Below are 24,486 nucleotides of genomic sequence, written 5' to 3' on the forward strand. Positions count from 1 at the left end.
TCCGCCAACCGAATCTGATGCCGCCCAGCCTCCGCCAACGACAAATCCCGGACAGCGAACTCAAGACCATCGACCTTCTGCAACTTGACGCTCATCGCTACCTTCCCCTTGCAGGAATACTGATTCGGATCTGTTCATCCAAAGTGGAACGCCGAGATGGCCCGATCTGCTACTGCACTCGGGCGCGCAACCGCGAGATCTCGCGGGTCGGATTCGGTACGGCGTCAGGCCGCCGTCGACCGCGATGGACCGGCTCCGGGCCGCAATCTCAAGCCGCGCACAAAAAAAGCACCTCCCGTAGGAGGCGCCCTTACCGTGGTCTTCAAGCGGCTCGGCTGAGCGTGGCGGACGATAGTCCGTTGCAGCGCCTCTCAGCCAGCGCTCGCGCCGTTGTGGCGCATCGTGTCGGTCAAACCCGGCGTGACCACATTCTGAAACCGGCCCAATGGTTTGTCAAACGACTCCCGCCTCGCCGGACTCACCGATCCGCGCAGCGGGCGGCAGGCGGCTCGCCGGTGATTTCCGCGCACACCAATCCGTCGCCGGCGGCCGGAACACCGGAAAGACCCAGCGCGGCGCGCTGGTCCACTTCGGCGCACCGCACCGGGCGGCCCTCGACCAGCAGCGGCGCGCGCTCGCGGGACGCGCCCGCGTAGGCCAGGACGTGCCGAAGTTCACTGCCGTCCGCCAGCCCGATCCGCTCTGGACCGTGCAGGCACACCAGGCGGTAGCGGGCACCGCGTCCTTCGCATTCGTCGAGCACCCGGCGCTGTTCGGGTGTTGCGAGCCACACCGCGTGGTGTTCGACGATGCCCGGCGCGGTGGCCAGCACCGCCGGGCGCTGGCCGTCTCCCCTGGCCCGCAGCCCCGTCGCCCAGACTGCCGCGAGGCCGGTGCAGCGGGCGCGCAGCACGACCGCCGGCCCGGTCAGCCCCAGGTTCTCCCGCAGCCAGGTGATCTTCGAGGGGCAGGCGTTCGAGCCGTAGGCCAGCACCGGCCGCCGGTCGCGGAGCGGAGCCGCACCGCGTTCCGCCAGCCACCGGTCGACGCATGGCTGCGCCTCCGCGGCGGTGTGCACCCGCCAGCCCGACGGCGCGGTGCCGTCCGGGGCGAGCGGATGACCGAATCCGTCGAGCTGGACGAACGAGAAGTCCGGCCGCGCACCGGGATACGGGGCCTCGGGGTATTCGGCGTCGACGAAGCGGGTTCGCGCCGGGGGCTGGGTTTGCTGCTCGGGGAAGCACATGGCCGCAACAGCATCGCGTCGGAGGCGCCGCGGCGCTATGACCGCGATCGCAGGTTACGCCCGAAACACCGTGTTTTACGCCATTCGCGCCGACTCGAACACACTCGGTGTTCGACGACGGCCCCACCGGACGACACCGTCCACATCGGACACAAGACCGCGACCTCGCGGTTTTCGGCATGTGAGATCGCTCTACTTCGCGGCCGCGGCTGCGTAACATGCCCAGCCATGGATTCCGGTTCGGTACACCTGGTCGCGCGCCGGCACGTCGACACGTGCCGGATCAGCAGCGCCGCCTGGCGCGGCTGACCGCAGGCGGTGCTGCCCGGCGCGCGGTCGCAGTGCTCAGCCTCGTCACGCTCGCGGTCGTGCTCGTCGGCTACGAGATCCGCCGCCGGAAGGGCGCCCCGCAGCCGGGCTGACGCGGCGCCTCTCCACTGTGGACGTCAGCGCGGGATGGCGGTGTGCTTGAACTCGTTGAGGTCGCTCCAGCCCAGCAGGTCCACCACGCGTTCGACGGTCGTGATGGACGCCGCCGGGTCGGCGCCCTGCGGGGCGCGGTTCATCAGCCGGACGAACACGGCCTGCTCGTCGACGATGAAGGTCGGCACGCCCCAAACGCTGTGCGAGGAAACGAAGTCCTCGTGCTCGGTACGCACCTTCCCGAGCGCGGAACCGTCGTCGATGCGCGCGAACACCGCGTCGGCGGGAACGCCGTGGTCGGCGAGGACGCGTTGGACCACCGCGCGGTCCTCGAGGTGCAGTCCCTCGTCGTGCCGCGCCTCGAACAGGGCGCGGTGCACGGCCGGGAACCGGTCCGGGAACTCATCCCGGACCACGACACCGGCCTGCAGGGCGAGGATCCCGCTGTCCTGCTCGGGTTTCTCCCAGACGCTGGGCTGGCCCTCCTCGACGTGCGCCTGGCCGAGGGAGAACGGCAGGTAGCGCACCTGCCAGCCGGCACCGGCGGCCAGGCCGGTGAGCAGGTGCTCGTGCGCGTTGCGAGCGAACGGGCAGCGGTAGTCCCAGGTGACGGCGAAAGCGGAGGTCATCTTCGGTCAACATCCTTGTCCGGTTGCGGGTCACGGGTAGCAGTAGGAATCGGAGGAGGCGTCGCCGCCCTGCAGGCGCACCTGGTGGACCCGCCGGCCGCGGAATTCCGCGCCGTGCGGGAAGAAGCTCTCGTCGACCGCCAGTCCGCCGCCCGCGTCCGGGTCGGTGTCGATCTTGGCGAACCACGAGCCCACGCCGTCGGGGTAGAACTGGTCGTCCCACGATCCGTACAGCGAGTTCGTCAGGTAGATGCGCCGGCCGTCGCGGCTGACCTCCACCATCTGCGGCCCGCCGGCCAGCGGCCGGTCCGGCTCGGCCGGGTGCGGCACGCGGCCGGTGATCCCGCCGAGGCGGACCGAGCCGGTCTCGCGGGGCCGCGCCGGATCGCTGACGTCGTACTGCTTCAGCTCACCCGTGCCCCAGCACGAGACGTACAAGAACCGGTCGTCGACGGACAGGTTGATGTCGGTGACCAGCGGCGGCACCGCGCCGAAGGGCTGCAGCGCGGGCGGGAGCTCCGCCGCCGGCGCCGGCTCGGCGGGGATGGTGATCACCTTGTCGGCCTGCCAGTCGCCGTTCTCGCGGTGCCAGCGCCAGACCGACGCCGACAAGTCCTCGGTGCTGACCACCACGCCGGCGAAGCCCCAGGTGGCGCCGGGGTCGTGCGACGGCCGCAGCTCCAGCACCATCTGGTGCTGCGCGCCGAGGTCCACGCGCTGCCGGTGGCGGCCCTCCGCCAGGTCCCAGAAGTGCAGGGCGTGGCCGTACTCGTTGTTCAGCAGCAGCTCGGGGACGACCCCGTCCTCGATCATCGAGGGCGTGCCCCACTCGCTGGTGATCAGGGTGTTCTGGTTGAGGTGCCACCAGGCGTCGTAGGCCAGGCGCTGCGGCCCGCGGTCGGTCTCCCACGCGCGCACGACGTCGAACGTGTCGTGGTCGAGCACCGCGATGCCGCCGGGTCCGTCGTCCCCGTTCGCACCGCCGAGGCAGGAGAGGTAGATCCCGTCCGGGCCGCAGTGCAGCGTGTGCGGCCGGGAGTAGCCGGCCCCGGTCGCGAGCTCCTCGGCCGTCACGGTCCGCACCAGCCTCGGCTGCCGCGGGTCTGGATGGGTGTCGTAGATGTGCACGTTCGACGACCGCAACCCGGGGAGCAGCAGGTAGCGGCGCTGCAGGCCGTCGGTGTGGTGTCCGGCGTGGGCGAACACGCTGCTGCACGCGTTCCAGCCGAAGTGGTGCAGTTCGTCGCCCCGGGTCGGCAGGTCGGCCCAGCCGACCACCCGGCCGAAGCTCGCCGACCCCGGATCGGTGTCGACGACAGTGAGCGCGTCCGGCTGCTGTCCGGACCGGTCGAACGCGACGACGTAGGCCAGGCGTTCGGCTGGCGCGGCGATGGCGTCGCCCGGGCTGCGGTAGAAGGTGGGATCGAGCTCGTGTCCGGTTGGAGAACTCATCGCGTCTCCTCGACTGCAACGGCTTCGTCACCCAGCGTCTCGCCAACCGCACTGAGCGTCGAGGCCGTCCACATCGTAGGACCCGTGCGCCCGCCGGCCCCCGCTAAGCGGGTTGGTAGGTCAGGCAGTCGACGATGTCCCGCTGGTATCCGACGGAGATGCCCGGCGCCTGGCATTCGAGGTGGTCGTTGTACCGGCAGTCGGCCATCTTGCACGCCCCGACGTGGCCGATGGCGTTCGGATCGCCGCCGTCGAACTCGCCGCCGACGAAGGTGTCGCACTGCGCGTGGGCCGGTTCCCCGATGGTGATGGCCAGGGCGTGGCAGTTGTGGTCGTGGTTGAACGCGCAGTTCTCGGCCGTGCAGTTGTTCACCAGTGGCATTTCTGGCATTTCCATGTTTCCCCCCGGATCCGGTCGGTTGCCGAAGCGGTTCCCATGATGGACCGCGTGCGGCCGCCCGGCAGCGGATCCGGGGGCCCGTCAGCGGGCGGCGCGGTGCCGCTCGCGGAGCAGGAAGCGCTGGATCTTGCCGCTCGGCGTTTTCGGGAGCTGCTCGACGAAGTGCACTGAGCGCGGATAGGCGTGCGCGGCGAACCTGCGCTTCACCAGCTGCTGGAGGTCCGCGACCAGCTCCTCGTCGCCGGTCCGTCCCGCGCGGAGGACGACGTAGGCCTCCAGGACCTCGCCGCGCAGCTCGTCGGGCACGCCGATGACGGCCGCTTCGGCCACCGCGTCGTGGCGCACCAGGACGCTTTCGACGTCGAACGGCCCGATGCGGTAACCGGCCATGATGATCACGTCGTCGTCGCGGGAGGAGAAGAAGAAGGAGCCGTCGGCGTCCCGCGTCCCGGCGTCGCCGGTGAGGTACCAGCGGCCATCGGCGGAGAAGCGCTCGGCGGTCTTCTCCGGCGCGGCGGCGTAGCCGGTGAACCACATCAGCGGGCTGTCGGCGACGTGGAACGCGATGCGCCCCGCGGTGCCCGCGGGCGCGGGCTCGTCCCGGTCGTCGTGCAGCACCTCGGCGGACCAGCCAGGCAGGACGCCGCCCATCGAGCCGGGCTTGACCGGCTCGCGAACGCCGTCGGCCCAGGCGTTGACGATGACCATGCCGTGCTCGGTCTGCCCGTAGTGGTCGCGCACCGCCACGCCCAGCCGCTCCTCGGACCAGGACACGACCTCCGGCGTCAGCGGTTCGCCCGCCGAGGACGCGCGGCGGAGCCGGATTCCCTCGGGCACGCCCGCCGGATCGGTGCGCAAGCTGCGGTAAACCGTTGGCGCGGCGGCGAAGTTGGTGACGCCGAACTCGCGGATGACCTGCCAGGTCAGCGCGGCCGAGAACCCCGCGTGCAGCAGGATGCTGCGGCGACCGGCCGCCAGCGGCCCGAGGATCGCGTAGTACAGGCCGTACGCCCAGCCCGGGTCGGCGGCGTTCCAGAACACGTCATCGGCCCGGACGTCGAGCCCGAACTCCAGGTACGCCTGGAACGAGGCCAGGGCCTTGATCGGCACCGGAACGGCCTTCGGGGTTCCGGTGGTGCCCGAGGTGAACAGCTGGACCAGGATGCCGTCCCCGCCCCGGCGGACGGGTTGCGCGGTCGGCTCGTCGCCGCTGTACCGGCCGAGCAGCCCGGCGACGGTCGGCTCGTCGGTGGCGTCCCCGGCGACGATGATCCGCCACGGCGCGTCGGCGGGGATGTCCTCGCCCGGCTCCAGCTTGGCGCGCTGGTCCTGGTCGACCACGATGACCTTCGCGCCGCTGGCGTTGAGCCGCAGGGCGATGGCGGGCGGCGCGAAGGCGGTGAACAGCGGCACGTGCACGGCACCGCGGCGCCAGAGGCCCAGCAGCGCCACGACCAGGTCGGCGGACTTGCCCATCAGCACCGCGACCGCGTCGCCCGGCTCGACGCCCAGGTCGGCGAGCGCGGCGGCGAAGCGCGCCGAGTCGCGGCGCAGCTCGCCGTAGGTGAGGTCCCGGCTGGTCAGGTCGGCCTCGACGACGGTGCAGGCCACGGCGTCCGCGGGGTGGTCGTCGCACAGCAGGCCGGCCGCGCACGCGTCCGGCGAGCCGAACCTGGCGAGCAGCTCGGCGACCCGTTGCGGCGGCGGTGTCGTCCCTGGTGCGGCGGTCGGCTCGATGCTCACGAATGCCCCTTCCCGCCGCATGCTCCTTTGCCGCGGCGTAGCCGGGCGTTATGCTCCGCGCCACACATCAGTCCGCGATACCCCCGGAAAGGGGTGAAGGGGTCGTGTACTTGCGCCCGGATGACGGGAACGCCTTCCGGCAGGCCGTGCGGGTGGTGCGGCAGCGGGCCGACGTGCCGGTCGCCTTCGGCGGGCAGGTCGCGGCGGGTTCCCTGCACCTCTCGGAGTTCGCCGGCGTCCGCACGGCCGCGCTGAAGGGCCTCCAGATCCGCGCCGCGGCGGGTCTCGGCGGGCAGGTCATGACGTCCCGGCGCCCGGGCGCGGTGAGCGACTACGGGTCCGCGGTGACGATCAGCCACGACTACGACGCGCCCGTGCTCGCCGAGGGCATCTGCTCGGTGGCTGCCGCGCCGGTGACGGTGCACGGTTCCGTTCGCGGGGTGCTCTACTGCGCCGCGCGCGGCGTGGTCCCGCTCGGCGACCGGGTGCTCGACACCATGGTCGACGCGACCCGTCGGCTGGCCGGCGAGCTCGCCGTCCGCGACGAGGTGGACCGGCGGCTGCAACTACTGGACGTGGCGGACGCCGACCGCACGGCACTTCGCGACAGCGTGGCGATCGAGGAGGTTCGCGAGCTGCACGCCGAGTTCCGCGCCATCGCCCAGGGACTCGACGACGCGGTCCTGCGCGACCGGCTGCACCGGGCGTGCGAGCGGCTGGCGCACCTCACCGACGCCCGGGACGCCGGCGATCCGCCCGCGTTGTCGCCGCGCGAGCTGGACGTGCTCTCGCAGATCGCGCTGGGCTGCAGCAACGCGGAAACGGCGCGGAGGCTCTCGCTGAAACCCGAGACCGTCAAGGCGTATCTGCGCAGCGCCATGCGCAAGCTGGACGTGCACACCCGGCACGAGGCGGTCGTCGCAGCCCGGAGACGCGGCGCGCTGCCCTGATTCCTCTGCGCAGCCGGGAAGCGGTTGCGCCGCCGCCGTTGCGACGGCGGTGAAATCCTGACCCGGCTAGCGCAGGACCGTCGCGCCCGAGGGGCCGACGGCCTCCTCGACCGTGGTCGCGTAGGTGAACCGGTCGGCGACGTCGAGCATCTCCAGCAGGCGGTCCACGACCCTGTTCTGGGAGAGCAGAACCAGGTGCACCCCGCGCATTAGGGCGCGGTGCGCGGCCTCCAGCAGCACGACCGCGCCGTGGGTGGACAGGAAGGACAGCCTGGACAGGTCCAGGACGGCGGTGCCGGTGGCGGCCGAGAGGTGCGCTCGCACCGCGTCGGCGAAGTTCGTGGCGCTGTTCATGTCCAGGATTCCGGCCGTTTCCAGGACGACGACGCCCGGAGCGGGGCTCGTGGTGCGCAGTCGCAGCGCTCCTGGCGCGTGGTCGTCGGTGCCGCGTTCGGTGCGCGGGGCGGGGATGAAGGACATGTGCGGCCTCCCCAATGTTCGGGATTCGGGCTGTCGGCCACGTCGCGGAGAACCCCGGCGGGCCGCCCTCCACGCTACGGCCAAACCCTAGATCACCAGGCAAAATGACCCTTCGAGCGCATCACAGCACGAAGGGTGTTCGCCCCTCGGCCGCGCCCCACGATCGGGCGACGGCGGCCGTCACGGTCAGCTCGCGGGGCTGCGCCGGGTGCGGCGGGTCGGCGTCGCGGTGGCCGGGTCCTCCGGCCACGGGTGCTTCGGGTAGCGCCCGCGCAGTTCCGCGCGGACCTGCCGGTAGCCGTTGCGCCAGAACGAATCGAGATCGGCCGTGACCGCCGCGGGGCGCCCGGCCGGCGAGAGCAGGTGCAGTACCACCGGCACCCGGCCGTCGGCGATGCGCGGCACGTCCTGCCAGCCGAAGACCTCCTGCAGCTTCACCGGCAGGGCGGGCCGATCGCCCTGGTAGTCCACCTTGATCCGGGAGCCGGAGGGGACCTCGATCCGGTCCGGCGCGAGCTCGTCCAGGCGTCCCGCCGCGGACCACGGGATCAGCCGCCGCAGCGCGGCGCCTGCCGGAATCCGCAGGTCGGCCCGCCGCCGCGCGGCCGAGAGCTCCGGTTCCAGCCACTGGTCCACCATGGACAGCAGTGTTCCGTCGTCGGTGGCGGGCCAGGGATCGCCGAGGGCGGCGTGCAGGAACCCGAGCCGCTGCCGCAGCCGTCGCGCGTCGTCGTTCCAGGACAGCAGTTCCAGGCCCTCGGCGCGCAGGCCGGCCAGCAGCGCCTGCCGGACCTCGGCGGCGTCCGGGTCGCGGATCTGCCTGCTGCTCAAGGTGATCGCGCCGAGCCGCTCGACGCGGACCGCCCGCACATCGCCGTCCGCCCAGCCGATCTCGTCGCCGGTCGTCACAAGCGCGGGCGCCGCGCTGCGGGCCAGCGCCTCGTCCGCAGGCGCGGCCAGCCGGACGACCCCGGAGGCGCTTCCCGGCGCCCGGTCCGCGACGGCCACGGCGAGCCATTCCGATTCGCGCAACCCGGAGTTGCCGGGCAACTCCACCGCCGTCCCGGACGCCATCAGGTACACCGCGGATCCGGAACCCCGGCGCCGCGCCAACCTCTCGGGCTGCGCCAGCGCGACGACGAGCGCCGCATCGTCGCGCGCGGAGGTGCCGGGATGCGGCTGCACCGAACCGCGCAGCCTGCGGACCTCGCGCCGCCACCGATCGCTGCCCGGCGCGCCCCGGCGCAGCCGGGAAAGCGCCGTGGTGACGTCGACTTCGCTGGTCAGCGCGTCGTTGTCGAGCAGGGCGACGACCTCGGTGGTGATGTCGGTGCCGGCCAGTTCGCGGCCGTCGAGCAGGGCCCGGGCCAGCCTCGGGTGCAGACCGAGCTCCGCCATCCGGCGGCCCCGGGCCGTGACCGCATCTTCTTCCAGCGCACCGAGCCCTCGCAGCACGTCACGGCCTGCGGCCAGCGCACCGGCTGGCGGCTCGTCCCACCACGTCAGCGCCGATCCGTCCGGCGTTCCCCAGCACGCCAGCTCCTGGGCGAGCCGGGTCAGATCGGCCGTCCGGATCTCCGGTTCCGGGTACGCGGGCAGCGTGCTGTGCTCGTGCTCCGGCCAGCACCGGTACACCGCGCCGGGCCCTTGCCTGCCCGCGCGGCCCGCTCGCTGGTCGGCGACCGCCGCCGACACCCGGACCGTGGCCAGCCCGGCCAGGCCGCGCCGGTTGTCCACCCGCGACACCCGGGACAGCCCCGAGTCGACGACGGCGCGCACCCCGGGCACGGTCAGGCTCGACTCGGCGACCGCCGTGGCCAGCACCACGCGGCGCCGCTTCCCCACCCGCAGCGCCGAATCCTGCTGCGCGTGCGGCAGTCGTCCGTGCAGCGGCAGAACGTCCACATCGGACTCGCCCAGCTGGTTCGCGACGCGGCGGATCTCGCCGGCGCCGGGCAGGAACGTCAGCACGTCGCCGTCCTGCTCGGCCAGCGCGGTGCGCACCGCCCGCGCCACGCACGCCTCGATCCGCTCCCCGCGTGTCGGCGGCAGGTACGAGGTCCGGACCGGATAGGTCCGCGCGTGCGCCTCCAGCACCGGTGCGCCGCCGAGCAGCTCCGCGGCGCGACCGGCCGCCACCGTGGCCGACGTCGCCAGCACCCGCAGGTCCGGGCGCAGCCCGTCCCGCGCGTCCAGCAGCAGCGCCAGCAGGAGGTCCGCGTCCAGGTGCCGCTCGTGGCATTCGTCGAGCATCACGACGTCGACGCCGGTCAGCTCGGGATCGGATTGCAGCCGCCGCACCAGCAGGCCGGAAGTCACCACCTCGACGACCGTCGCCGCGCCGCGACGGCGCTCACCCCGCACCGAGTACCCCACGCGCTGCCCGACCTCTTCGCCGAGCAGGCTCGCCATGCGCTCCGCCGCGGCCCGGGTGGCCAGCCGCCGCGGCTCCGCCACCACGACGCGAAACCCCTGCTCCGCCAACGCCAACGGCACGAGCGTCGTCTTCCCGGTGCCGGGCGGCGCCACCAGCACCGCCGTGCCGTGCTCCGCGAGAGCACGGGTGACGTCGTCGAGCACGGCACGCACGGGAAGATCGGGGAAGTCGAGCATAACGGCCTCATCTTGCCATCCCCGCCGCGAAGTTCGATTGACGCACGGAAGTTCGGCGGATACGTTGCCGGAAAACCACCGCCGCCGAACGGGAATGGCACCTTGGGACGACTCGCGGACGCCGACAGCGCCGCCCGGAAGCAACGGCAGCTGGCCGGCGCACCGAACGCGGCGGACTTCTCCGAGGCGCTGGCCCGGGGCTTGGCCGTGCTCGCGGCCTTCGACGGCGAGAACCGGCGGCTGACGCAGGCCGACCTGGCGCGCAAGCTCGGCCTGTCCCGCGCGACCGTGCGGCGCGCCGTGCTGACCCTCGAACACCTCGGCTACCTTCGCGCCGAAGGCCGCGCGTACGAACTCAGCCCGCGAATCCTGCGGCTCGCGGCCGGATACCTGACCTCGAACGTCACCGGCGCGGTCATGCAACCGGTGTGCGACCGGATCTGCGCGCAGCTGCAGGAGGCGTGCTCCGTCGCCGTGCTCGACGGAGCGGACGCGGTCGTGATCGCCCGCGCGGTGCCGAACCAGCTGATCCACGTGGGCAGCGGCATCGGCTTCCGGACTCCGGCGAACATCTCCTCCCTCGGCAAGGTCCTCCTCGCGCACCTGCCGGAGCAGGAGCGCCCCGGCGCGCTCGACGCGGCCGGGGCCAGGGCCGATGCCCTCGACGGGATCGAGCGCGACGGGTACTGCTACGTCGCGAACGACGTGGAGCCGGGCGCCCATTCGATCGCCGTGCCCCTGCGCCGGTGGGACGGGCGGGTGATCGCGGCCGTGCACGTCGGGTGCAGCATCGAGCGGATCTCGCCCGAGGCCATGCACGGCGACGTCCTGGCGCTGCTGCGGGAGGCGGCCGACGAGCTGCACGCCCAGCTCATCTGAGCCGCCGCACCGTCAGCCGAGGCGGTCGGCCATGAGCTCGCCCGCCATGATCGCCGCGAGGTTGGTGTTCGCGCGGGGAACCGCCGGGAAGATCGACGCGTCGACCACGCGGAGCCCCTCCACGCCCAGCACGCGGCAGTCGGGATCGACCACCGTCGCCGGATCCGACGGGCTTCCCATCCGGCACGTGCTGGTCGCGTGCTGCGCGTCGGCCGCCGTCACGAGCAGGTAGTCGTCCAGCTCCGCGTCGTCGTCGATGGCCGCGAGCAGCGTCTCGTTGAGCCGGTCCGGCGAGAACGCCGTGATCGCCGCGACCTCGTCGCCGCGCACCAGCTCGACCAGGTGGCGGATGCCGCTGCGCAGCCGCGCCAGATCCCGCTCGTCGGAGAGCATGCGTTCGCGCACCTCCGGCTGCGCCGTCGGGTCGGTCGAGGTCAGGCCGACCGACCCGCGCGAGTAGACCTGGTTGTTCCACACGCCGAAGGAGCCCGCGCCGAAGCGGATGTCGGCGATCTCCATCGCGAGCACGCTCTGGTTGGCCGCGATGACCATCATGTCGTCGGCCTGGGCCGCCGGGTGGTCGCTGGTGTAGCGGATGCAGACGTTCGTGTGCCGGTCGTCGGGCGTGCGCACCGCCGACTCCTCGTTCAGCGGGATGCCGACGAAGACCACCGGGTGGTCCTGCAGGCCCTGGCCGACCGGCAGGTCCCGCAGCACGTCGATGCCCATCGAACGCAGGTGGGCGGCCGGGCCGACGCCGGATCGCAGCAGGATCGCCGGCGTGTGGATCGCACCGGCGCTCAGCACGACCTGGTCCGCGTGCTCGCGGCTCATCGTCCCGCCGGCGAGGACCTCCACGCCGACCGCTCGCCCGCCGGACACGATGACCCGGTCCACGACGGCGTCGCCGCGGATCACGAGGCCGGGCAGCGCCCTGGCCGGTTCGAGGTAGGCGTCGTTGGTGGACACCCGGCGGCCGAACCGCGAGTTGATCGGATACGGCGAAATCCCCGTCGCACCAGGGGCGTTCACATCGGCGGCCCACCCGTGCCCCGCCGCCAGCGCGGCCCGGTGCAGCGCCGCGTCCACCGCGCCCCACTCCGCTCGGGGCGTCCGGTAGACCGGGATCGGGCCACCGCGCCCGTGGTACGGGGCGTCGCCGAACTCCTCGTCGTCCTCCAGCTTCGCGAAGTACGGCAACACGTCCCGGGGAGCCCAGCCCTCGCATCCCGCGCGGGCCCAGTCCTCGAAGTCCGCCATCGGCGGGCGGATCGCGATCTGCCCGTTGATCACCGAACTGCCGCCGACCCCGCGGCCGCGCCAGAACGGCTCCGGAGCCTGCTTCTCGGTCCGCGACGCGGTGAGCCCCTGCCACACGAGATGCCGCCCGGCGTCGGGATCCAGCAGCGCGCGCATCGGGTTCGGCGACCGCCACACCTCCGGCATCTCGGCGGAGCGGTAGTCCGGGCCGGCCTCCAGGAGCAGCACCCGCCTCCCCTGTTCCGCGGCCCGGACCGCCAGGGCGGACCCCGCGGAACCGGCCCCGACCACGATCAGATCCCAGCCACCCTCAGCCACCGCGTCCTCCAAAAAGTTCGATTGCCGCACATATGTGCGCTGTTTCGGAGACGCAACGGTACGACCACCCGGCCGGACGCCGCAACGGATTTCCTCGCCGGTGTCCGCTGGTCACGCTGCCCGTGGTCTGCCCCGTTCGCTACACCGTCCCGGGGCCGGCCTGGCGGGAAACCGGGTCGCGGCGCACAGCCGGGCGGGTCAACCAGCGGACGCCGAGGAAGACGACGGCCGCGAGCAGCAGGTAGGCAGGCACGAGGAGCAGGGCATCGGGCGTGGTCATCTCGGCCGACCAACCCGCGTCCCGGGCTTCGCCGTCCAGGACGATTCGCTGCACGGTGAGGAACGTCAGGTGGGTCGCGATGCTCGTCCACAGTGAACCGGTGGCGCCGCGCGCGGCGATCAGCGCGATGCCGAAAACGGTGAGCAGGATCAGGTAGGACACCGGGTCTTGGCCCGCGGGTGCCAGGCCGATGGCGCCGGGCGAGCCGCCGGCCAGCACCTCGATACCCGCCGAGACCAGGAAGGACATCGCGGGGGTGGCGAGGAACATCGCCGTGGTCCCGACCGCGGCCGCCCACCGCCCGAACCGCGACCGCAGGGTGCTCCAGGCGTGCCCGCGCAGCGTCAGCTCCTCCGGAAAGGCCTCCAGCAGGAACGCGATGATCGCGTTGGTGACGAGGAAGGCCGCCAGGCTCCCGGGATCCAAGGCGTTCCACCGCAGCCAGCCCGCGGCGGTCCCGGCGCCGAACACGACGGCGGCGCTGGCCGCCGTCACGACACATCCGAGCAGGAAGCCCCGGAGCCCACGCAGGCCCGCCGTCAGCCCCAGCCCGCGCAGCCCGCCGCGGCGTCGCCACAGCAGGACGATGAGCGGTACGGCGATCAAGCTGGTCAGCACCGCCGGCAAGAGGCGAACCGCGAACCCGTCGTCGCCGGCTGCCGGCGCCACCGCCGTCGCGATACCCAGAGCCAGTGCCATCGTGATCGGGCCGAGAGCGGCGCGCCCGAGCACCGCGAGTGCGCCAGGACGGTGCACGATCATGTCTCCTTCCGTCCTTTCGGTTTCTGCTGCGATGTCTTGGGAAAGAGCAGGTCCAGGTGAGCCTCGACGCGCGGGGCGAGGAATCCCGCGCGCTCGGACTCGTCGAGGACCAGCGACTGCACGACGAGCCCGTCGATGACCGCGAGCAGCCCGGCCGCCGCCGCCACCGGGTCGGCGGCCGGGTTGAGCTCACCGCGCTCCCCCGCGCGCCGGAGGATCTGCGCGAACGCCTCGCGGAGCCCCTCGTCCACCTCCGCGGCGAAACTCATGAGCGACGGCCGCGTGGTCGCCTCGGCGGAGAACGCCAGCCACACGCGGGCGTCGCGGCTGAGGCGCTCGTCGACCGGCAGCCAGAGGTCGATCAGCGCACGCAGCACCGAGCGGGCGGGCCCGTCGAAACCCACCGCCGCCGCGCGCCCCTCCACATCGCGGCAGATGTGGCGGAACGCCTCGACGATGAGCTGGTCCTTGCTCCGGAAGTAGTACTGGACCTGCGCGAGGGACACGCCCGCCGCGGTGGCCACCGCGCGCATGCTGACGGCCGGGATCCCGCCCCCGTCGATCAGGTCGAGCACCGCGCCGATCAGGTGCGCTCGCCGCTCGGCGGCGCGGTCCCCAGCGGTCACTCCTGCCGGCCGCGCGCCGACCGGCCGATCATCATCGCGAGACCCACCACGATCTCGATGGCGCCCACCACGAGCAGGACGACCCCGACCTTGCTCGGCGAGACGACCGGCAACTCGATCCCGCCCGTCGTCGCCCACAGCACGGCGCCGATCAGCGCCAGAACCACACCGCTGACGAGGGTCGTGCGCGCGGCACGAGCGCCGCTTTCGATCTTTTCAACACCCATACGACCGTATAGTACAGACGTACTATACGACCGTATAGGACACCCCGAGCAAGCCTTTCGATCGATCGCGGGATGCAGGTCACGGTGAGGCGGGCGCCTAGCACGACGCATGCCGCGACGGCAAATCGCGCCCGGAAAATCCAGATCATGAAACGATGTCAGGTTCCTCGGCCGGCTGCTGCATCGTGGCGTCCGAAGGGCGCGCACGCATCGGATTCCCGCGCGCCGACACCGCGAAAGGCATGACATGTCCGAGAACGACAACGCCCCCGAGAACAACGACCTCGGGCTGCCGGAGAAGCCGAAGCAGAAGCGACGGGGCGTCCTGCTGGGCCTGGCCGCGCTGGTGGTGATCGCCGTCGTCGCGGTGGTCGTCGTGGTGCAGGGCGGCTCGACCGACACCGCGGCCGGCCGCACCAAGGTGCGCATCGGCGTGACCGACGCCAGCAAGTCGTACTGGAAGACCTACAAGGACCTCGCCGCCGCCCAGGGCATCGACCTGGAGACGGTCAACTTCAGCGACTACCACCAGGCCAACCCGGCGCTGTCGCAGAAGCAGATCGACGTGAACCTCTTCCAGCACCTGCTCTTCCTCGCCAACTACAACGCGTCCAATTCGGACACCCTCACCCCGATCGGCTCGACCTACGTCGTGCCGCTGAGCCTGTACTCCCGCAAGCACACCAACGTCGCCGACGTCCCGCAGGGCGGCACCGTCGCGATCCCGAACGACCCCACCAACCAGGCGCGGGCGCTGCTGGTGCTCCAGCAGGCCGGGCTGATCAAGCTCAGGGACGGCGGGACCGTGCTCGCCACCCCGGCCGACATCGACGCCGCGGCCTCGAAGGTGACCGTCACCCCGGTCGACGCCGCGCAGACCGTCGCGTCGCTGCCGTCGGTGGACGCGGCGATCATCAACAACAACTTCGCCCTCGACGCCGACCTCGACCCGAGCAAGGCGCTGTTCGGCGACGACCCCGACAGCCCGGCCGCCGCGCCCTACATCAACGCGTTCGTCGTCCGCGCCGAGGACCGGGACAACCCGACCTACCACAAGCTCGTCGAGATCTACCGGGACGAGCGCGTCTCCGGGCAGGCCGAAGCCGACTCGAAGGGCACTTCGGTGCTCGTCGACCGCCCGCAAGCCGAGCTGGAGGGCATCCTGGCCGACCTCACGCGGACCGTGCAGGCCGCCAAGTGAGCACGGGGTCCCCGCTCATCGAGTTCCGCGGCGTCGGCAAGACCTTCGGCTCCGGCGATCGCGCGGTCACCGCGCTGGCGGACGTCGACCTGACCATCGACGCCGGCGAGGTGTTCGCGATCATCGGCTATTCCGGGGCGGGCAAGAGCACCCTGGTCCGGCTGATCAACGCGCTGGAGCCGGTCAGCACCGGGCGGGTCGTCGTCGGCGGCACCGACATCACCGGCCTGCCCGAGCGGCGGCTGCGCGAGGTCCGGCTCGGCATCGGCATGATCTTCCAGCAGTTCAACCTGCTCCGCTCGCGCACCGTGTTCGGCAACGTCGCCTACCCGCTGAAGATCGCGGGCTGGGACAAGCGGCGGCGCGAGCAACGGGTCGCCGAGCTGCTCCGGTTCGTCGGCATCGCCGACAAGGCCTGGCACTACCCCGATCAGCTCTCCGGCGGGCAGAAGCAGCGGGTCGGCATCGCCCGGGCGCTGGCGACCAACCCGAAGATCCTGCTCGCCGACGAGTCCACCAGCGCACTCGACCCGGAGACCACCGGCGAGGTGCTGCGGCTGCTCAAGCGGGTCAACACCGAGCTCGGGGTGACCATCGTGGTGATCACCCACGAGATGGAGGTGGTCCGGGAGATCGCCGACCGGGTGGCGGTGCTCGACGCCGGGCGCGTCGTCGAGCAGGGCAGCGTGGTGGACGTGTTCTCCGCGCCCAAGACCGCGATCACCCGCCGGTTCGTCGAAACCGTGCTGCACGACCAGCCCGACGGCGAGAACCTCGCCAGGCTGCGCGCCCGGCACGACGGCCGGCTGGTGACCGCGAAAATCCGCGACGACCGGCGGATCGGCGCCGTGCTGTCCAACGCGCTGGGCAGGCACGGCGTCCGGTTCGAGATCGTCTACGGCGGGATCAAGGAGCTCGGCGGCGAGTCGCTGGGCAGGCTGACGCTGGAGCTCAACGGCGCGGCCGACGGCGTCGACGCGCTGATCGCCGAGCTCCGCGAGATCACCGACGTGCAGGAGCTGGTGGCGTGAACATCGACTGGGCGACGATCGGGCCGGTGCTGCTCACCTCGATCGGCCAGACCATCTGGATGGTGCTGGCCACGATGCTGATCGGCGGCTTCCTCGGCCTGGTGCTCGGCATCCTGCTCTACACCACGCGGGCGGGCGGGATCCTCGCCAACCGCTTCGTGTTCGTGGTGCTGAACGTGCTGGTGAACATCATCAGGCCGATCCCGTTCATCATCTTCATCACGGCGATCGGCCCGCTGACGATCCAGGTGGTCGGCACCACGCTGGGCACCACCGCGGCCACGTTCGCGCTGACCGTGGCGGCCACGTTCGGCATCTCGCGGATCGTCGAGCAGAACCTGGTGACCATCGACCCCGGGGTGATCGAGGCGGCCCGCGCGATGGGGGCGAGCCCGCTGCGGATCATCGTGGGCCTGCTGGTGCCGGAGGCGCTCGGGCCGCTGATCCTCGGCTACACCTTCGTGTTCGTCGCGGTCGTCGACATGACGGCCGTCGCGGGCGCGGTCGGCGGCGGCGGGCTCGGGGACTTCGCCATCACCTACGGCTATCAGCGCTTCGAGTGGGGCATCACCGCGATCGCGGTGCTGATCATCATCGTGCTGGTGCAGGCGGCCCAGTACCTGGGCAACCTGCTATCCCGCAAGGCGCTGCGCGGCTGATCCTCGTGAGTGTTCGTTCCGGCAAGAACCGGAACGAACACTCACGAGCGGCGCGGCACCGCGTCGGAGTCCAGCTGATCCGCGATGAGGTCCAGCAGCGAATCGACCTCCGCCCGGTCGTAGCCGGTACCGGCCTCGGGCTGCGCACGGAACGCGACGGACCGAACGTCCTGCGAGGTCAGCGTCCCGGCGCCGCGCAGGGCGTCGGCGACGCGGTCCAGGAAGTCATCGACCTCGTCCTCGTCGTAGCCGTGCTCGTTGCCTGCGGAACCGTGCAGCACCACGCTGCCGATCGCCTCTGGGGTGAGCTGCGGCGTCCCTGCGATCAGCGCGCGCGGGAAGGCGCGGGCGATCGGCATCCGCTGCGCCGGGACGGCCTGCGGCCGCTGCCGCGGGGTCATGTTCTTGATCATCGTGGAGACCATGACGAGGAAGGCGAAGACGCTGGCCTCCTGGTATCCCGGCCGGCCCGGGCCGGGCGGGTTGAACCGGGCGCCCAGCACGTCCTGCGCGGTCAGCGTGTCGGCACCGCGGAGGGTGGCCTCGACGCGGTCCATGAACGCATCGACCTCGGCCTTGTCCAGCACGTTCTGCTGCGCCGCCGAACTGCTGAACACCTCGACGCGCCCCGGCTGCACGGCCTCGCCGCGCCGGGGCGCCGGCTCCACGACCGGGGTCGCGCGCCGGACCACGGTCTTCTCCTCGCTCACTGCGCCGCCCTGCTTCTCGCGGCGCTCGGACTCCCGCACCTCGCGCTTCATCAGGGTCAGCGCGATCTGGTCCAGGAACTCGGCGACCTGGGACTTCTTGTAGGACCGTCCGGGCCTGCCCGGGCTGAACCGCGCCGTGAGCACGTCGCGCGCGGTCACCAGCCGCTTCCCGCGCAGCGTCGCCTCGACGCGTTCGAGGAGTTCGTCCACCTCGCGCTCGTCGTAGCCGCGGTTGCGCCGCCAGCTCCTGGCGAAAGCAACGTTGCGCACGTCGTCGGGGGTGAGCATCCTCGGGCCTCCAGGGCATGTGCCGCCAACTTTCGGACGCATGCCCGGCGTTGAACCGCCCGAGCCCCCGACCCGCCCGTTCTGCGCGAACAGCTTGCCCGGGGCGGCGCCCGAGATCAACCCTTCCGGGCACCCCCGAAATGGGGCGTTCGTCGCACGCTGCGCCGAGCGCCCGGCCGACTGCGGACAGTGGCCCCGGCGGCTGCGCCCGAACGGTCCAACCCACTTGATCATCCACTGAGGACCAGGCGGGTGGTGGCCCGCGCCGCGCCCGCGCGCCAGGATGGGAGGTAGCAGACGCGCGAGCATCGGAGAACGCCATGACCGACAACCCGGGCGAGCAGCCGAAGATCCAGCGATCGCCCAAGCGGGTGCGCACCTATCTCGGCGGGCGGCTCGTCGCGGACTCCAGGCGCCCGATGCTCGTGTGGGAGCACCCCTACTACCCGACGTACTACCTGCCGGCCGAGGACGTCCAGGCGCAGCTGCGCCCGACCGGCGGCACGCGCCACATCGACCTCCTGGGCGACGGAGACGTCCACGACGTGCTGGTCGACGGGGCTTCCGCCGAGGGCGCCGCCGTCCGGTTCCCGGACTCCTCCCCCGCCCAGGGCCTGGTGCGTATCGACTGGGATGCGATGGACGAGTGGCTCGAGGAGGACGAGCCCGTCTACGTCCACCCGCGCGACCCGTACAAGCGGGTCGACATCCTGGCCGGCTCGCGGCACGTCGTCGTGCGCGTCGGCGGCGCCGTGGTGGCCGACTCGCGCCGCCCGCAGATCCTCTTCGAGACCGGCCTGCCGCCGCGCTACTACCTCCCGCTGGCCGACGTCCGGATGGACCTGCTGCGGCCGTCGGACCGGCGGACCCAGTGCCCCTACAAGGGGACCGCGACGTACTGGCACGTGGTGGTCGACGGCACCGAACACCCCGACATCGTCTGGGCCTACCGCACGCCGCTGCCGGAGAGCCAGAAGATCGCCGGCCTCGCCTGCTTCTACGACGAGCAGGTGGAGGTCACCATCGACGGCGAGCTCCAGGAGAAGCCGCACACGCCGTTCTCCTGACCACCAGCGACCGTCCACCATGGACGATCGGAAAGTCGCTTTCGGCCCGGCCGGACGGAATGCGAAGATCCTCCCATGCCCGCATCCCGTCGCGAACTGCTGCGCTGGCAGTTCGACCTGACCTGGTCGCTGTTCGAGTTCCACCTGGAACGGCTGAGCCCCGAGGACTTCCGCTGGGAACCCGCGAAGCACTGCTGGACGATGCGCCGGGGCGAGGACGGGGCGTGGGTGCCGGACTGGGCCGACGCCGAACCCGATCCCATCCCGGTGCCCACCATCGGCTGGCTCACCTGGCACATCGGCTGGTGGTGGAGCGTGACCATCGACCACGCGCGGGGCGTGCCGCCGCGCGACCGGACCGAGGTCGAGTGGCCCGGCGCCGGGCAGCCGGCCATCGACTGGCTGCGCGGGCTGCGCGCGGACTGGCTCGCCGTGCTGGACGAGTTCACCGAGGCCGACCTGGACGCCGTCGCGCCATTCCCCTGGCAGAACGACCCCGAGATGACCGTGGCGCACACGGTCGGCTGGGTCAACGCGGAACTGATGAAGAACGCCGCCGAGATCGGCCAGCTCCGCCTGGTGCGCGCCGCGTCGTGACCGGGGACGTCAGCCGAGCCGGGGCAGGACCTCGGCCGCCAGGCGTTCGGTCTGCTCGGCGTGGTCGAACATCGGGCTGAGCAGGATGCGCTGCGCACCGGCGGCCGCGACCGCGCGCAGCTCCCGCTCGCAATCCTCCGGGGTGCCAACCACTGCGGCGGCCTCGATGGTTTCGGAGCGGCGCCCGTAGAGGCGCTCGAGCTCGGCGTTCATCCGCTCCCGACCGCGCTCCGGCGAGTCGTCGACAGCGATGTAGACGCGCTTGGCGATCGGGAAGTCGGCCGGGTCCCGTTCCTGCTCGGCGAGCGCGGCCGCCACGGTCCGGGCCTGGTCGGCGAACCGCTCGGTGGGCGACGATCCGGCGCCGAAGAAGCCGTTGCCGTGGCGGACCGCGCGCCGCAGCGCCACCGGGCTGTTGCCGCCGAACCAGATCGGCGGATGCGGCTTCTGGAACGGCTTGGGCTCCATCGCGGCGTCTTCGAGCTGCCAGAACCGGCCGTCGAAGGTCACCCGCGGCCGGGTCCACAGCTGCTTCATCAGCTCCAGGCCCTCGGTGAACCGGCCGACGAAACGCTCCGGCTCGACGCCGAACGCGGCGAACATCCGGCCCCGGCCGCCCGTGCCGACGCCGATCTCCAGCCGTCCCCGGGACAGCTGGTCCAGCGTGCTCAGGCTCTTCGCGAGGTGCACCGGGTTGTGCAGGGTGGTCACCAGCACGGCGCAGCCCAGCCGCAGCCGGTCGGTGCAGGCCGCCGCGAAGGTCATCGTCTCGATCGGGCTGAGCTGCGGCATGGTGCCCAGCACCTGCTCCTGGGTCCACGCGCTTTCGAAGCCGAGTTCCTCGACCCGCCTCAGGTAGCCGGCGAAACCGGCGGCGTCGAACTCGCCGTCTGCGAAGAACTGCGGGATCGAGATCGCGAACCTCATGCGGTGATCGTAGCCCCCGCTCAGCGTGGCGCGATGCCGTTGAGGAGCTCGCCGAGGAGGACGTCGAGCGCGGCGTCCGAGCCCTCTTCCGGGACCATGCCGCCGGCCGCCAGGCTGGCGAAGCCGTGCAGCCCGGCGAACACCGACAGGCCGATGCCGTCGGTCCCACCGGCGTGCACGTCGCCGCTGCGCTGGCCGTCCACGATGACCGCGAGCATCGATGTCCCCAGCCGGTGGCCCGCCGCGACCAGTTCCTCGGAGGCGTCCGGCGCGTGCTTCCGGACGAACATCAGCTCGAGCAGTTCCGCGTCGTGCACGGCGAAGCGGACGTAGGCGCGGGCCAGCGCGGTCAGCCTGCGGCGGAACGGGCCCTCGGTGGCCGCGGCCGCGTCGAGCTCGGCGGTCAGGCGCTCGAATCCGCGCAGGGCGAGCGCGTTCAGCAGCGCCCGCTTGTCCTTGAAGTGCCGTCGTGGCGCGGCGTGGCTGACGCCGATGTCCCGCGCGAGTTCCCGCAGGGACAGGGCGTCGACCCCGCTCGTGCGCAGCGCGGTGGTGGCGGAGTCCAGCAACGCGGCGCGAAGGTCCCCGTGGTGATAACGACCTCCAGCCATGACCAGCACCCTACCGTGGATGTTGACACCGGCAGCATTGTTGCCATTGTCAACTTTGTTGTCGGTGACTACATTGGCGCCCATGCCTGCTTGGAGCATCGATCGGATCCCCGACCTGACCGGCCGCACCGCGATCATCACCGGCGCCAACAGCGGCCTCGGCGTCCACACGGCCCGCGCACTGACCAGGGCCGGCGCGCACGTGGTGCTCGCCGTCCGGGACGTCACCAAGGGCGCGGAGGCGGCGGCCGCGCTCCCCGGCAGCCACGAGGTCCGCCGCCTCGACCTCGCCGACCTCGCCTCGGTGCGGGAGTTCGCCGGCTCCTGGGACGGCGACGTCGACCTGCTGATCAACAACGCCGGGGTGATGATCCCGCCGGAGGGGCGCACCAAGGACGGGTTCGAGACGCAGTTCGGCACCAACCACCTCGGCCACTTCGCGCTCACGAACCTGCTGCTCCCGCACGTCACCGACCGCGTGGTGACCGTGGCCTCCACGGCGCACCGGTACGTCCGGGGCATCGACTTCGACAACCCGAATTTCACCGGCGCTTACAACGCGCAGCGCGCCTACGGCCAGTCGAAGCTGGCGAACCTGCTGTTCGTGCTGGAGCTGCAGCGGCGGCTCACCGAGGCCGGTTCGCCCGTGCGGGCATTCGCCGCGCACCCCGGCTACGCGGCCACGAACCTGCAGAACCATTCCCCGAGCGCGGCACTGCGCCTGCTCATGCGCGTCGGCAACCGGATCGTCGCGCAGGACGCGAAGGCAGGCGCGCTGCCGACGCTCTACGCCGCGACGCAGGACCTGCCCGGCGCGAGCTACCTCGGCCCGGACGGCCTGTTCGAGGTGCGCGGCGGTCCGACGCTGGTGAGCAGGTCGGCCGCGGCCAGCGACTCGGCCGCGGCGAAGAAGCTGTGGACGCTGTCCGAGGAACTGACCGGCACCGGCTTCCCCCTCGCCGGGGCGAGCTGAAAGCAGCTGGGACACTGTGGACTCGTCCACAGTGTCCCAGCTGATCACCTGCCGTCAGCCGAAGTTCGCGGACTCATCGGCCAGCCGGACCAGCAGCGGCGCCGGCTCCCAGCCGTCGTCGTGGAACTTCCGCAGTGCGGCCAGCACGTTCGCCGTGCCCACGGTGTTCGCGTAGTGCATCGGGCCGCCGCGGTGCCGGGGGAATCCGTAGCCCGCCAGGTACACCACGTCGATGTCCGAGGCTCGCAGCGCGATTCCCTCGTCGAGGATCCGCGCGCCCTCGTCCACCAGCGCGAAGACCAGGCGCTGCACGATCTCCTCCGCCTCGAAGGTGCGGCGCTGGGTGCCGTGCTTCTCGTGGTACGACGTCAGCAGCTCGTCGACGACCGGGCTCGGGATCGCCTCCCGGCTGCCGGACTTGTAGTCGTACCAACCCGCCCCGGTCTTCTGGCCGAACCGCCCCAGCTCGCAGAGCGCGTCGGAGATCTCGTCGCGCGGCGAGTCGGGGTGCTCCGCGTAGCGGCGCTTGCGGATCGCCCAGCTGATGTCGTTGCCCGCCAGGTCGCCCATCCGGAACGGGCCCATCGCGAAGCCGAAGCCCTCGATCGCCGAGTCGACCTCGGCCGGCGATGCCCCGGCGCGAAGCAGCGCCATCGCGGCATCCCGGTACTCGGCCAGCATCCGGTTGCCGATGAAGCCGTCGCACACCCCGGACACCACGGCGGTCTTGCCGACCCGCTGCCCCACCGACATCGCCGTGATCAGCACGTCGTCGGCGGTCTCGGCGCCGCGCACGACCTCCAGCAGCTTCATCACGTTGGCGGGGCTGAAGAAGTGCATGCCCACCACGTCGCCGGGCCGCCCGGTGACCGCGGCGATCGCGTCGACGTCGAGGGTCGAGGTGTTCGACGCCAGGATCGCGCCGGGCTTGGCCGCCGCGTCCAGCTTGGTGAACACCTCGCGCTTGACGCCCATGTCCTCGAAGACCGCTTCGATGACCAGGTCGCTGTCGGACACGTCGGCGTAGTCGAGGCTCGGCGTCAGCAGCGCCATCCGCCGTTCGAGCACCTCCGCCGCGAGCTTCCCCTTGTCCACCTGGGCCTGGTAGTTCCGGCGGATGATGCCCAGCCCGCGGTCCAGCGCCTCCTGGCCGGTTTCCACGATGACGACCGGGATGCCCGCGTTGAGGAAGTTCATCGCGATCCCGCCGCCCATGGTGCCGGCGCCGATGACGGACACCTTCTCGACGGGGCGCGGCTGCGTCTCGCGCGGCACATCGGGGATCTTGCGGGCGGCCCGCTCGGCGAAGAACGCGTGCCGCAGCGCGGCGGACTGCGTGCCGCCCATCAACTCCAGGAACGTCCGGCGCTCTTCGGCCAGCGCCTCGTCGAACGGCGCGGTCCCGGACAGCTCCACCAGCTTGAGGGCGGCCAGCGGCGCCTCGAACCCGCGGCTGCGGCGGCGCAGCGGCTCGCGCATCGCGCTCACCTCGTCCACGCCGCCGACGGCGAGGTCGCGGACCCTGGGCAGCGGCCGCACCGCGGCGATCTCGCGGGCGAACGCCGTCGCGGCCGCCACCACGTCGCCGTCCACGACCCGGTCGAGCAACCGCTGGCCTTCGACGCCCGCGAGCGCCTTGGCGGTGCGCGGCCTGCCGCCGGTGATCATCTCGGCCGCGACCGCCGGGCCCACCGCGCGCGGCAGCCGCTGGGTCCCGCCGGCACCGGGGACGAGCCCGAGCGTCACCTCCGGGAGCCCGAGCTTGCTGGCGGCGGTGGCGACCCGGTAGTGCGCGCCCAGCGCGAGTTCCAGCCCGCCGCCGAAGCAGGTGCCGTCGATGGCCGCCACGACCGGCTTGCCGGCGGCGTCCAGCGCGGCGATGACGTCCACGAGCGTCGGTTCCGCCGCGGACTTGGGCGTCCCGAACTCGGTGATGTCGGCGCCCGCCGAGAAGAAGCCCGGACGGCCGGTCAGCACGACGGCTTCGACGTCGGCGGATTCCAGGGCCCGGCGCAGATCCCGCACGATCCCCTCGCGCACGGCGTGCCCGAGCCCGTTGACCGGCGGGTTCTCGATTCGGATGATCGCGACGGGACCGTCTAGGGCGTACTCGGTGGACATGCAGCAGACCCGC

The 24,486-nt window shown here is 72.0% G+C and carries 24 protein-coding genes; 9 read left to right on the top strand and 15 right to left on the bottom strand.

Annotation, left to right across the window (positions count from 1 at the left end):
• Window positions 1-478: 478 nt before the first annotated feature.
• Window positions 479-1,246: a gamma-glutamylcyclotransferase gene (locus AC07EQ_RS32580; RefSeq protein WP_478391669.1), complete on the bottom strand. Its 768-nt coding sequence runs from the start codon at window positions 1,244-1,246 to the stop codon at window positions 479-481.
• A 275-nt stretch (window positions 1,247-1,521) separates the two neighbouring features.
• On the opposite strand from AC07EQ_RS32580, the gene AC07EQ_RS32585 reads away from it, so the two are divergent.
• Complete coding sequence (locus AC07EQ_RS32585; RefSeq protein WP_478391670.1) at window positions 1,522-1,668, top strand: hypothetical protein; 147 nt, start codon at window positions 1,522-1,524, stop codon at window positions 1,666-1,668.
• A gap of 24 nt (window positions 1,669-1,692) precedes the next feature.
• Here AC07EQ_RS32585 and AC07EQ_RS32590 read toward each other — a convergent pair whose 3' ends face one another.
• From AC07EQ_RS32590 to AC07EQ_RS32605, 4 genes are all read right to left on the bottom strand, one after another.
• Entirely contained in the window at window positions 1,693-2,298 is a 606-nt protein-coding gene (locus tag AC07EQ_RS32590) for a DsbA family protein (RefSeq protein WP_478391671.1), read from the bottom strand.
• A 30-nt stretch (window positions 2,299-2,328) separates the two neighbouring features.
• Complete coding sequence (locus tag AC07EQ_RS32595) at window positions 2,329-3,750, bottom strand: selenium-binding protein SBP56-related protein (RefSeq protein ID WP_478391672.1); 1,422 nt, start codon at window positions 3,748-3,750, stop codon at window positions 2,329-2,331.
• Between the two features lie 103 nt (window positions 3,751-3,853).
• Complete coding sequence (locus AC07EQ_RS32600; protein WP_452615638.1) at window positions 3,854-4,141, bottom strand: DUF1540 domain-containing protein; 288 nt, start codon at window positions 4,139-4,141, stop codon at window positions 3,854-3,856.
• Between the two features lie 90 nt (window positions 4,142-4,231).
• A complete protein-coding gene (locus AC07EQ_RS32605) occupies window positions 4,232-5,893 on the bottom strand; it encodes an AMP-binding protein (protein ID WP_478391673.1) in 1,662 nt (553 codons plus the stop codon).
• A 104-nt stretch (window positions 5,894-5,997) separates the two neighbouring features.
• Here AC07EQ_RS32605 and AC07EQ_RS32610 point away from each other — a divergent pair, with 104 nt between their 5' ends.
• A complete protein-coding gene (locus tag AC07EQ_RS32610) occupies window positions 5,998-6,843 on the top strand; it encodes a helix-turn-helix transcriptional regulator (protein WP_478391674.1) in 846 nt (281 codons plus the stop codon).
• A 66-nt stretch (window positions 6,844-6,909) separates the two neighbouring features.
• Here the strand turns inward: AC07EQ_RS32610 and AC07EQ_RS32615 are convergent, their stop codons facing one another.
• Complete coding sequence (locus AC07EQ_RS32615) at window positions 6,910-7,323, bottom strand: STAS domain-containing protein (RefSeq protein WP_478391675.1); 414 nt, start codon at window positions 7,321-7,323, stop codon at window positions 6,910-6,912.
• Between the two features lie 186 nt (window positions 7,324-7,509).
• A complete protein-coding gene (hrpB, locus tag AC07EQ_RS32620) occupies window positions 7,510-9,936 on the bottom strand; it encodes an ATP-dependent helicase HrpB (protein ID WP_478391676.1) in 2,427 nt (808 codons plus the stop codon).
• Between the two features lie 102 nt (window positions 9,937-10,038).
• Here hrpB and AC07EQ_RS32625 point away from each other — a divergent pair, with 102 nt between their 5' ends.
• Window positions 10,039-10,815, top strand: coding sequence for an IclR family transcriptional regulator domain-containing protein (locus tag AC07EQ_RS32625; RefSeq protein WP_478391677.1), 777 nt, complete (start codon window positions 10,039-10,041; stop codon window positions 10,813-10,815).
• A 12-nt stretch (window positions 10,816-10,827) separates the two neighbouring features.
• Here AC07EQ_RS32625 and AC07EQ_RS32630 read toward each other — a convergent pair whose 3' ends face one another.
• From AC07EQ_RS32630 to AC07EQ_RS32645, 4 genes are all read right to left on the bottom strand, one after another.
• Window positions 10,828-12,393 carry a GMC family oxidoreductase gene (locus AC07EQ_RS32630; RefSeq protein ID WP_478391678.1) on the bottom strand — a complete coding sequence of 522 codons (1,566 nt, stop codon included), beginning with the start codon at window positions 12,391-12,393 and terminating at the stop codon, window positions 10,828-10,830.
• Between the two features lie 139 nt (window positions 12,394-12,532).
• A complete protein-coding gene (locus AC07EQ_RS32635; protein ID WP_478391679.1) occupies window positions 12,533-13,435 on the bottom strand; it encodes a CPBP family glutamic-type intramembrane protease in 903 nt (300 codons plus the stop codon).
• Window positions 13,432-14,061, bottom strand: a complete 630-nt coding sequence (locus tag AC07EQ_RS32640) for a TetR/AcrR family transcriptional regulator (protein ID WP_478391680.1) — start codon at window positions 14,059-14,061, stop codon at window positions 13,432-13,434. The genes AC07EQ_RS32635 and AC07EQ_RS32640 overlap by 4 nt, the downstream gene beginning before the upstream one ends.
• Complete coding sequence (locus AC07EQ_RS32645) at window positions 14,058-14,288, bottom strand: DUF5708 family protein (protein WP_478391681.1); 231 nt, start codon at window positions 14,286-14,288, stop codon at window positions 14,058-14,060. Before AC07EQ_RS32645 ends, AC07EQ_RS32640 begins: the two co-directional genes overlap by 4 nt.
• A 247-nt stretch (window positions 14,289-14,535) precedes the next feature.
• Between AC07EQ_RS32645 and AC07EQ_RS32650 the strand changes: the two genes are divergently transcribed.
• Genes AC07EQ_RS32650 through AC07EQ_RS32660 form a run of 3 tightly spaced genes read left to right on the top strand, consistent with a single transcriptional unit; the run spans window position 14,536 to window position 17,179 of the window.
• Entirely contained in the window at window positions 14,536-15,489 is a 954-nt protein-coding gene (locus tag AC07EQ_RS32650; protein WP_478391682.1) for a MetQ/NlpA family ABC transporter substrate-binding protein, read from the top strand.
• Window positions 15,486-16,520, top strand: a complete 1,035-nt coding sequence (locus AC07EQ_RS32655) for a methionine ABC transporter ATP-binding protein (protein WP_478391683.1) — start codon at window positions 15,486-15,488, stop codon at window positions 16,518-16,520. The genes AC07EQ_RS32650 and AC07EQ_RS32655 overlap by 4 nt, the downstream gene beginning before the upstream one ends.
• Window positions 16,517-17,179 (top strand): methionine ABC transporter permease, encoded by a 663-nt coding sequence (locus AC07EQ_RS32660; protein WP_132480038.1) that lies wholly within the window; start codon window positions 16,517-16,519, stop codon window positions 17,177-17,179. The genes AC07EQ_RS32655 and AC07EQ_RS32660 overlap by 4 nt, the downstream gene beginning before the upstream one ends.
• Window positions 17,180-17,220: 41 nt before the next feature.
• Here the strand turns inward: AC07EQ_RS32660 and AC07EQ_RS32665 are convergent, their stop codons facing one another.
• The gene (locus tag AC07EQ_RS32665; protein ID WP_478391684.1) at window positions 17,221-18,177 is read right to left on the bottom strand and encodes a DivIVA domain-containing protein; all 957 of its coding nucleotides are present in this window, start codon (window positions 18,175-18,177) and stop codon (window positions 17,221-17,223) included.
• A gap of 320 nt (window positions 18,178-18,497) precedes the next feature.
• On the opposite strand from AC07EQ_RS32665, the gene AC07EQ_RS32670 reads away from it, so the two are divergent.
• A complete protein-coding gene (locus AC07EQ_RS32670; RefSeq protein WP_478391685.1) occupies window positions 18,498-19,244 on the top strand; it encodes a DUF427 domain-containing protein in 747 nt (248 codons plus the stop codon).
• Window positions 19,245-19,319: 75 nt separating this feature from the next.
• On the top strand, window positions 19,320-19,841 hold the full coding sequence (locus AC07EQ_RS32675; RefSeq protein WP_478391686.1) for a DinB family protein: 522 nt from the start codon (window positions 19,320-19,322) through the stop codon (window positions 19,839-19,841).
• Between the two features lie 9 nt (window positions 19,842-19,850).
• Here AC07EQ_RS32675 and AC07EQ_RS32680 read toward each other — a convergent pair whose 3' ends face one another.
• Window positions 19,851-20,768, bottom strand: a complete 918-nt coding sequence (locus AC07EQ_RS32680) for an LLM class flavin-dependent oxidoreductase (protein ID WP_478391687.1) — start codon at window positions 20,766-20,768, stop codon at window positions 19,851-19,853.
• A 20-nt stretch (window positions 20,769-20,788) separates the two neighbouring features.
• A complete protein-coding gene (locus AC07EQ_RS32685; RefSeq protein WP_478391688.1) occupies window positions 20,789-21,379 on the bottom strand; it encodes a TetR/AcrR family transcriptional regulator in 591 nt (196 codons plus the stop codon).
• Window positions 21,380-21,461: 82 nt separating this feature from the next.
• Here AC07EQ_RS32685 and AC07EQ_RS32690 point away from each other — a divergent pair, with 82 nt between their 5' ends.
• The gene (locus AC07EQ_RS32690; RefSeq protein ID WP_478391689.1) at window positions 21,462-22,352 is read left to right on the top strand and encodes an oxidoreductase; all 891 of its coding nucleotides are present in this window, start codon (window positions 21,462-21,464) and stop codon (window positions 22,350-22,352) included.
• 54 nt (window positions 22,353-22,406) lie between these two features.
• Here AC07EQ_RS32690 and AC07EQ_RS32695 read toward each other — a convergent pair whose 3' ends face one another.
• Window positions 22,407-24,473: a 3-hydroxyacyl-CoA dehydrogenase NAD-binding domain-containing protein gene (locus AC07EQ_RS32695; protein ID WP_478391690.1), complete on the bottom strand. Its 2,067-nt coding sequence runs from the start codon at window positions 24,471-24,473 to the stop codon at window positions 22,407-22,409.
• Window positions 24,474-24,486: the final 13 nt, after the last annotated feature.

It is taken from the genome of Saccharopolyspora sp. NPDC045839, from assembly GCF_056431645.1.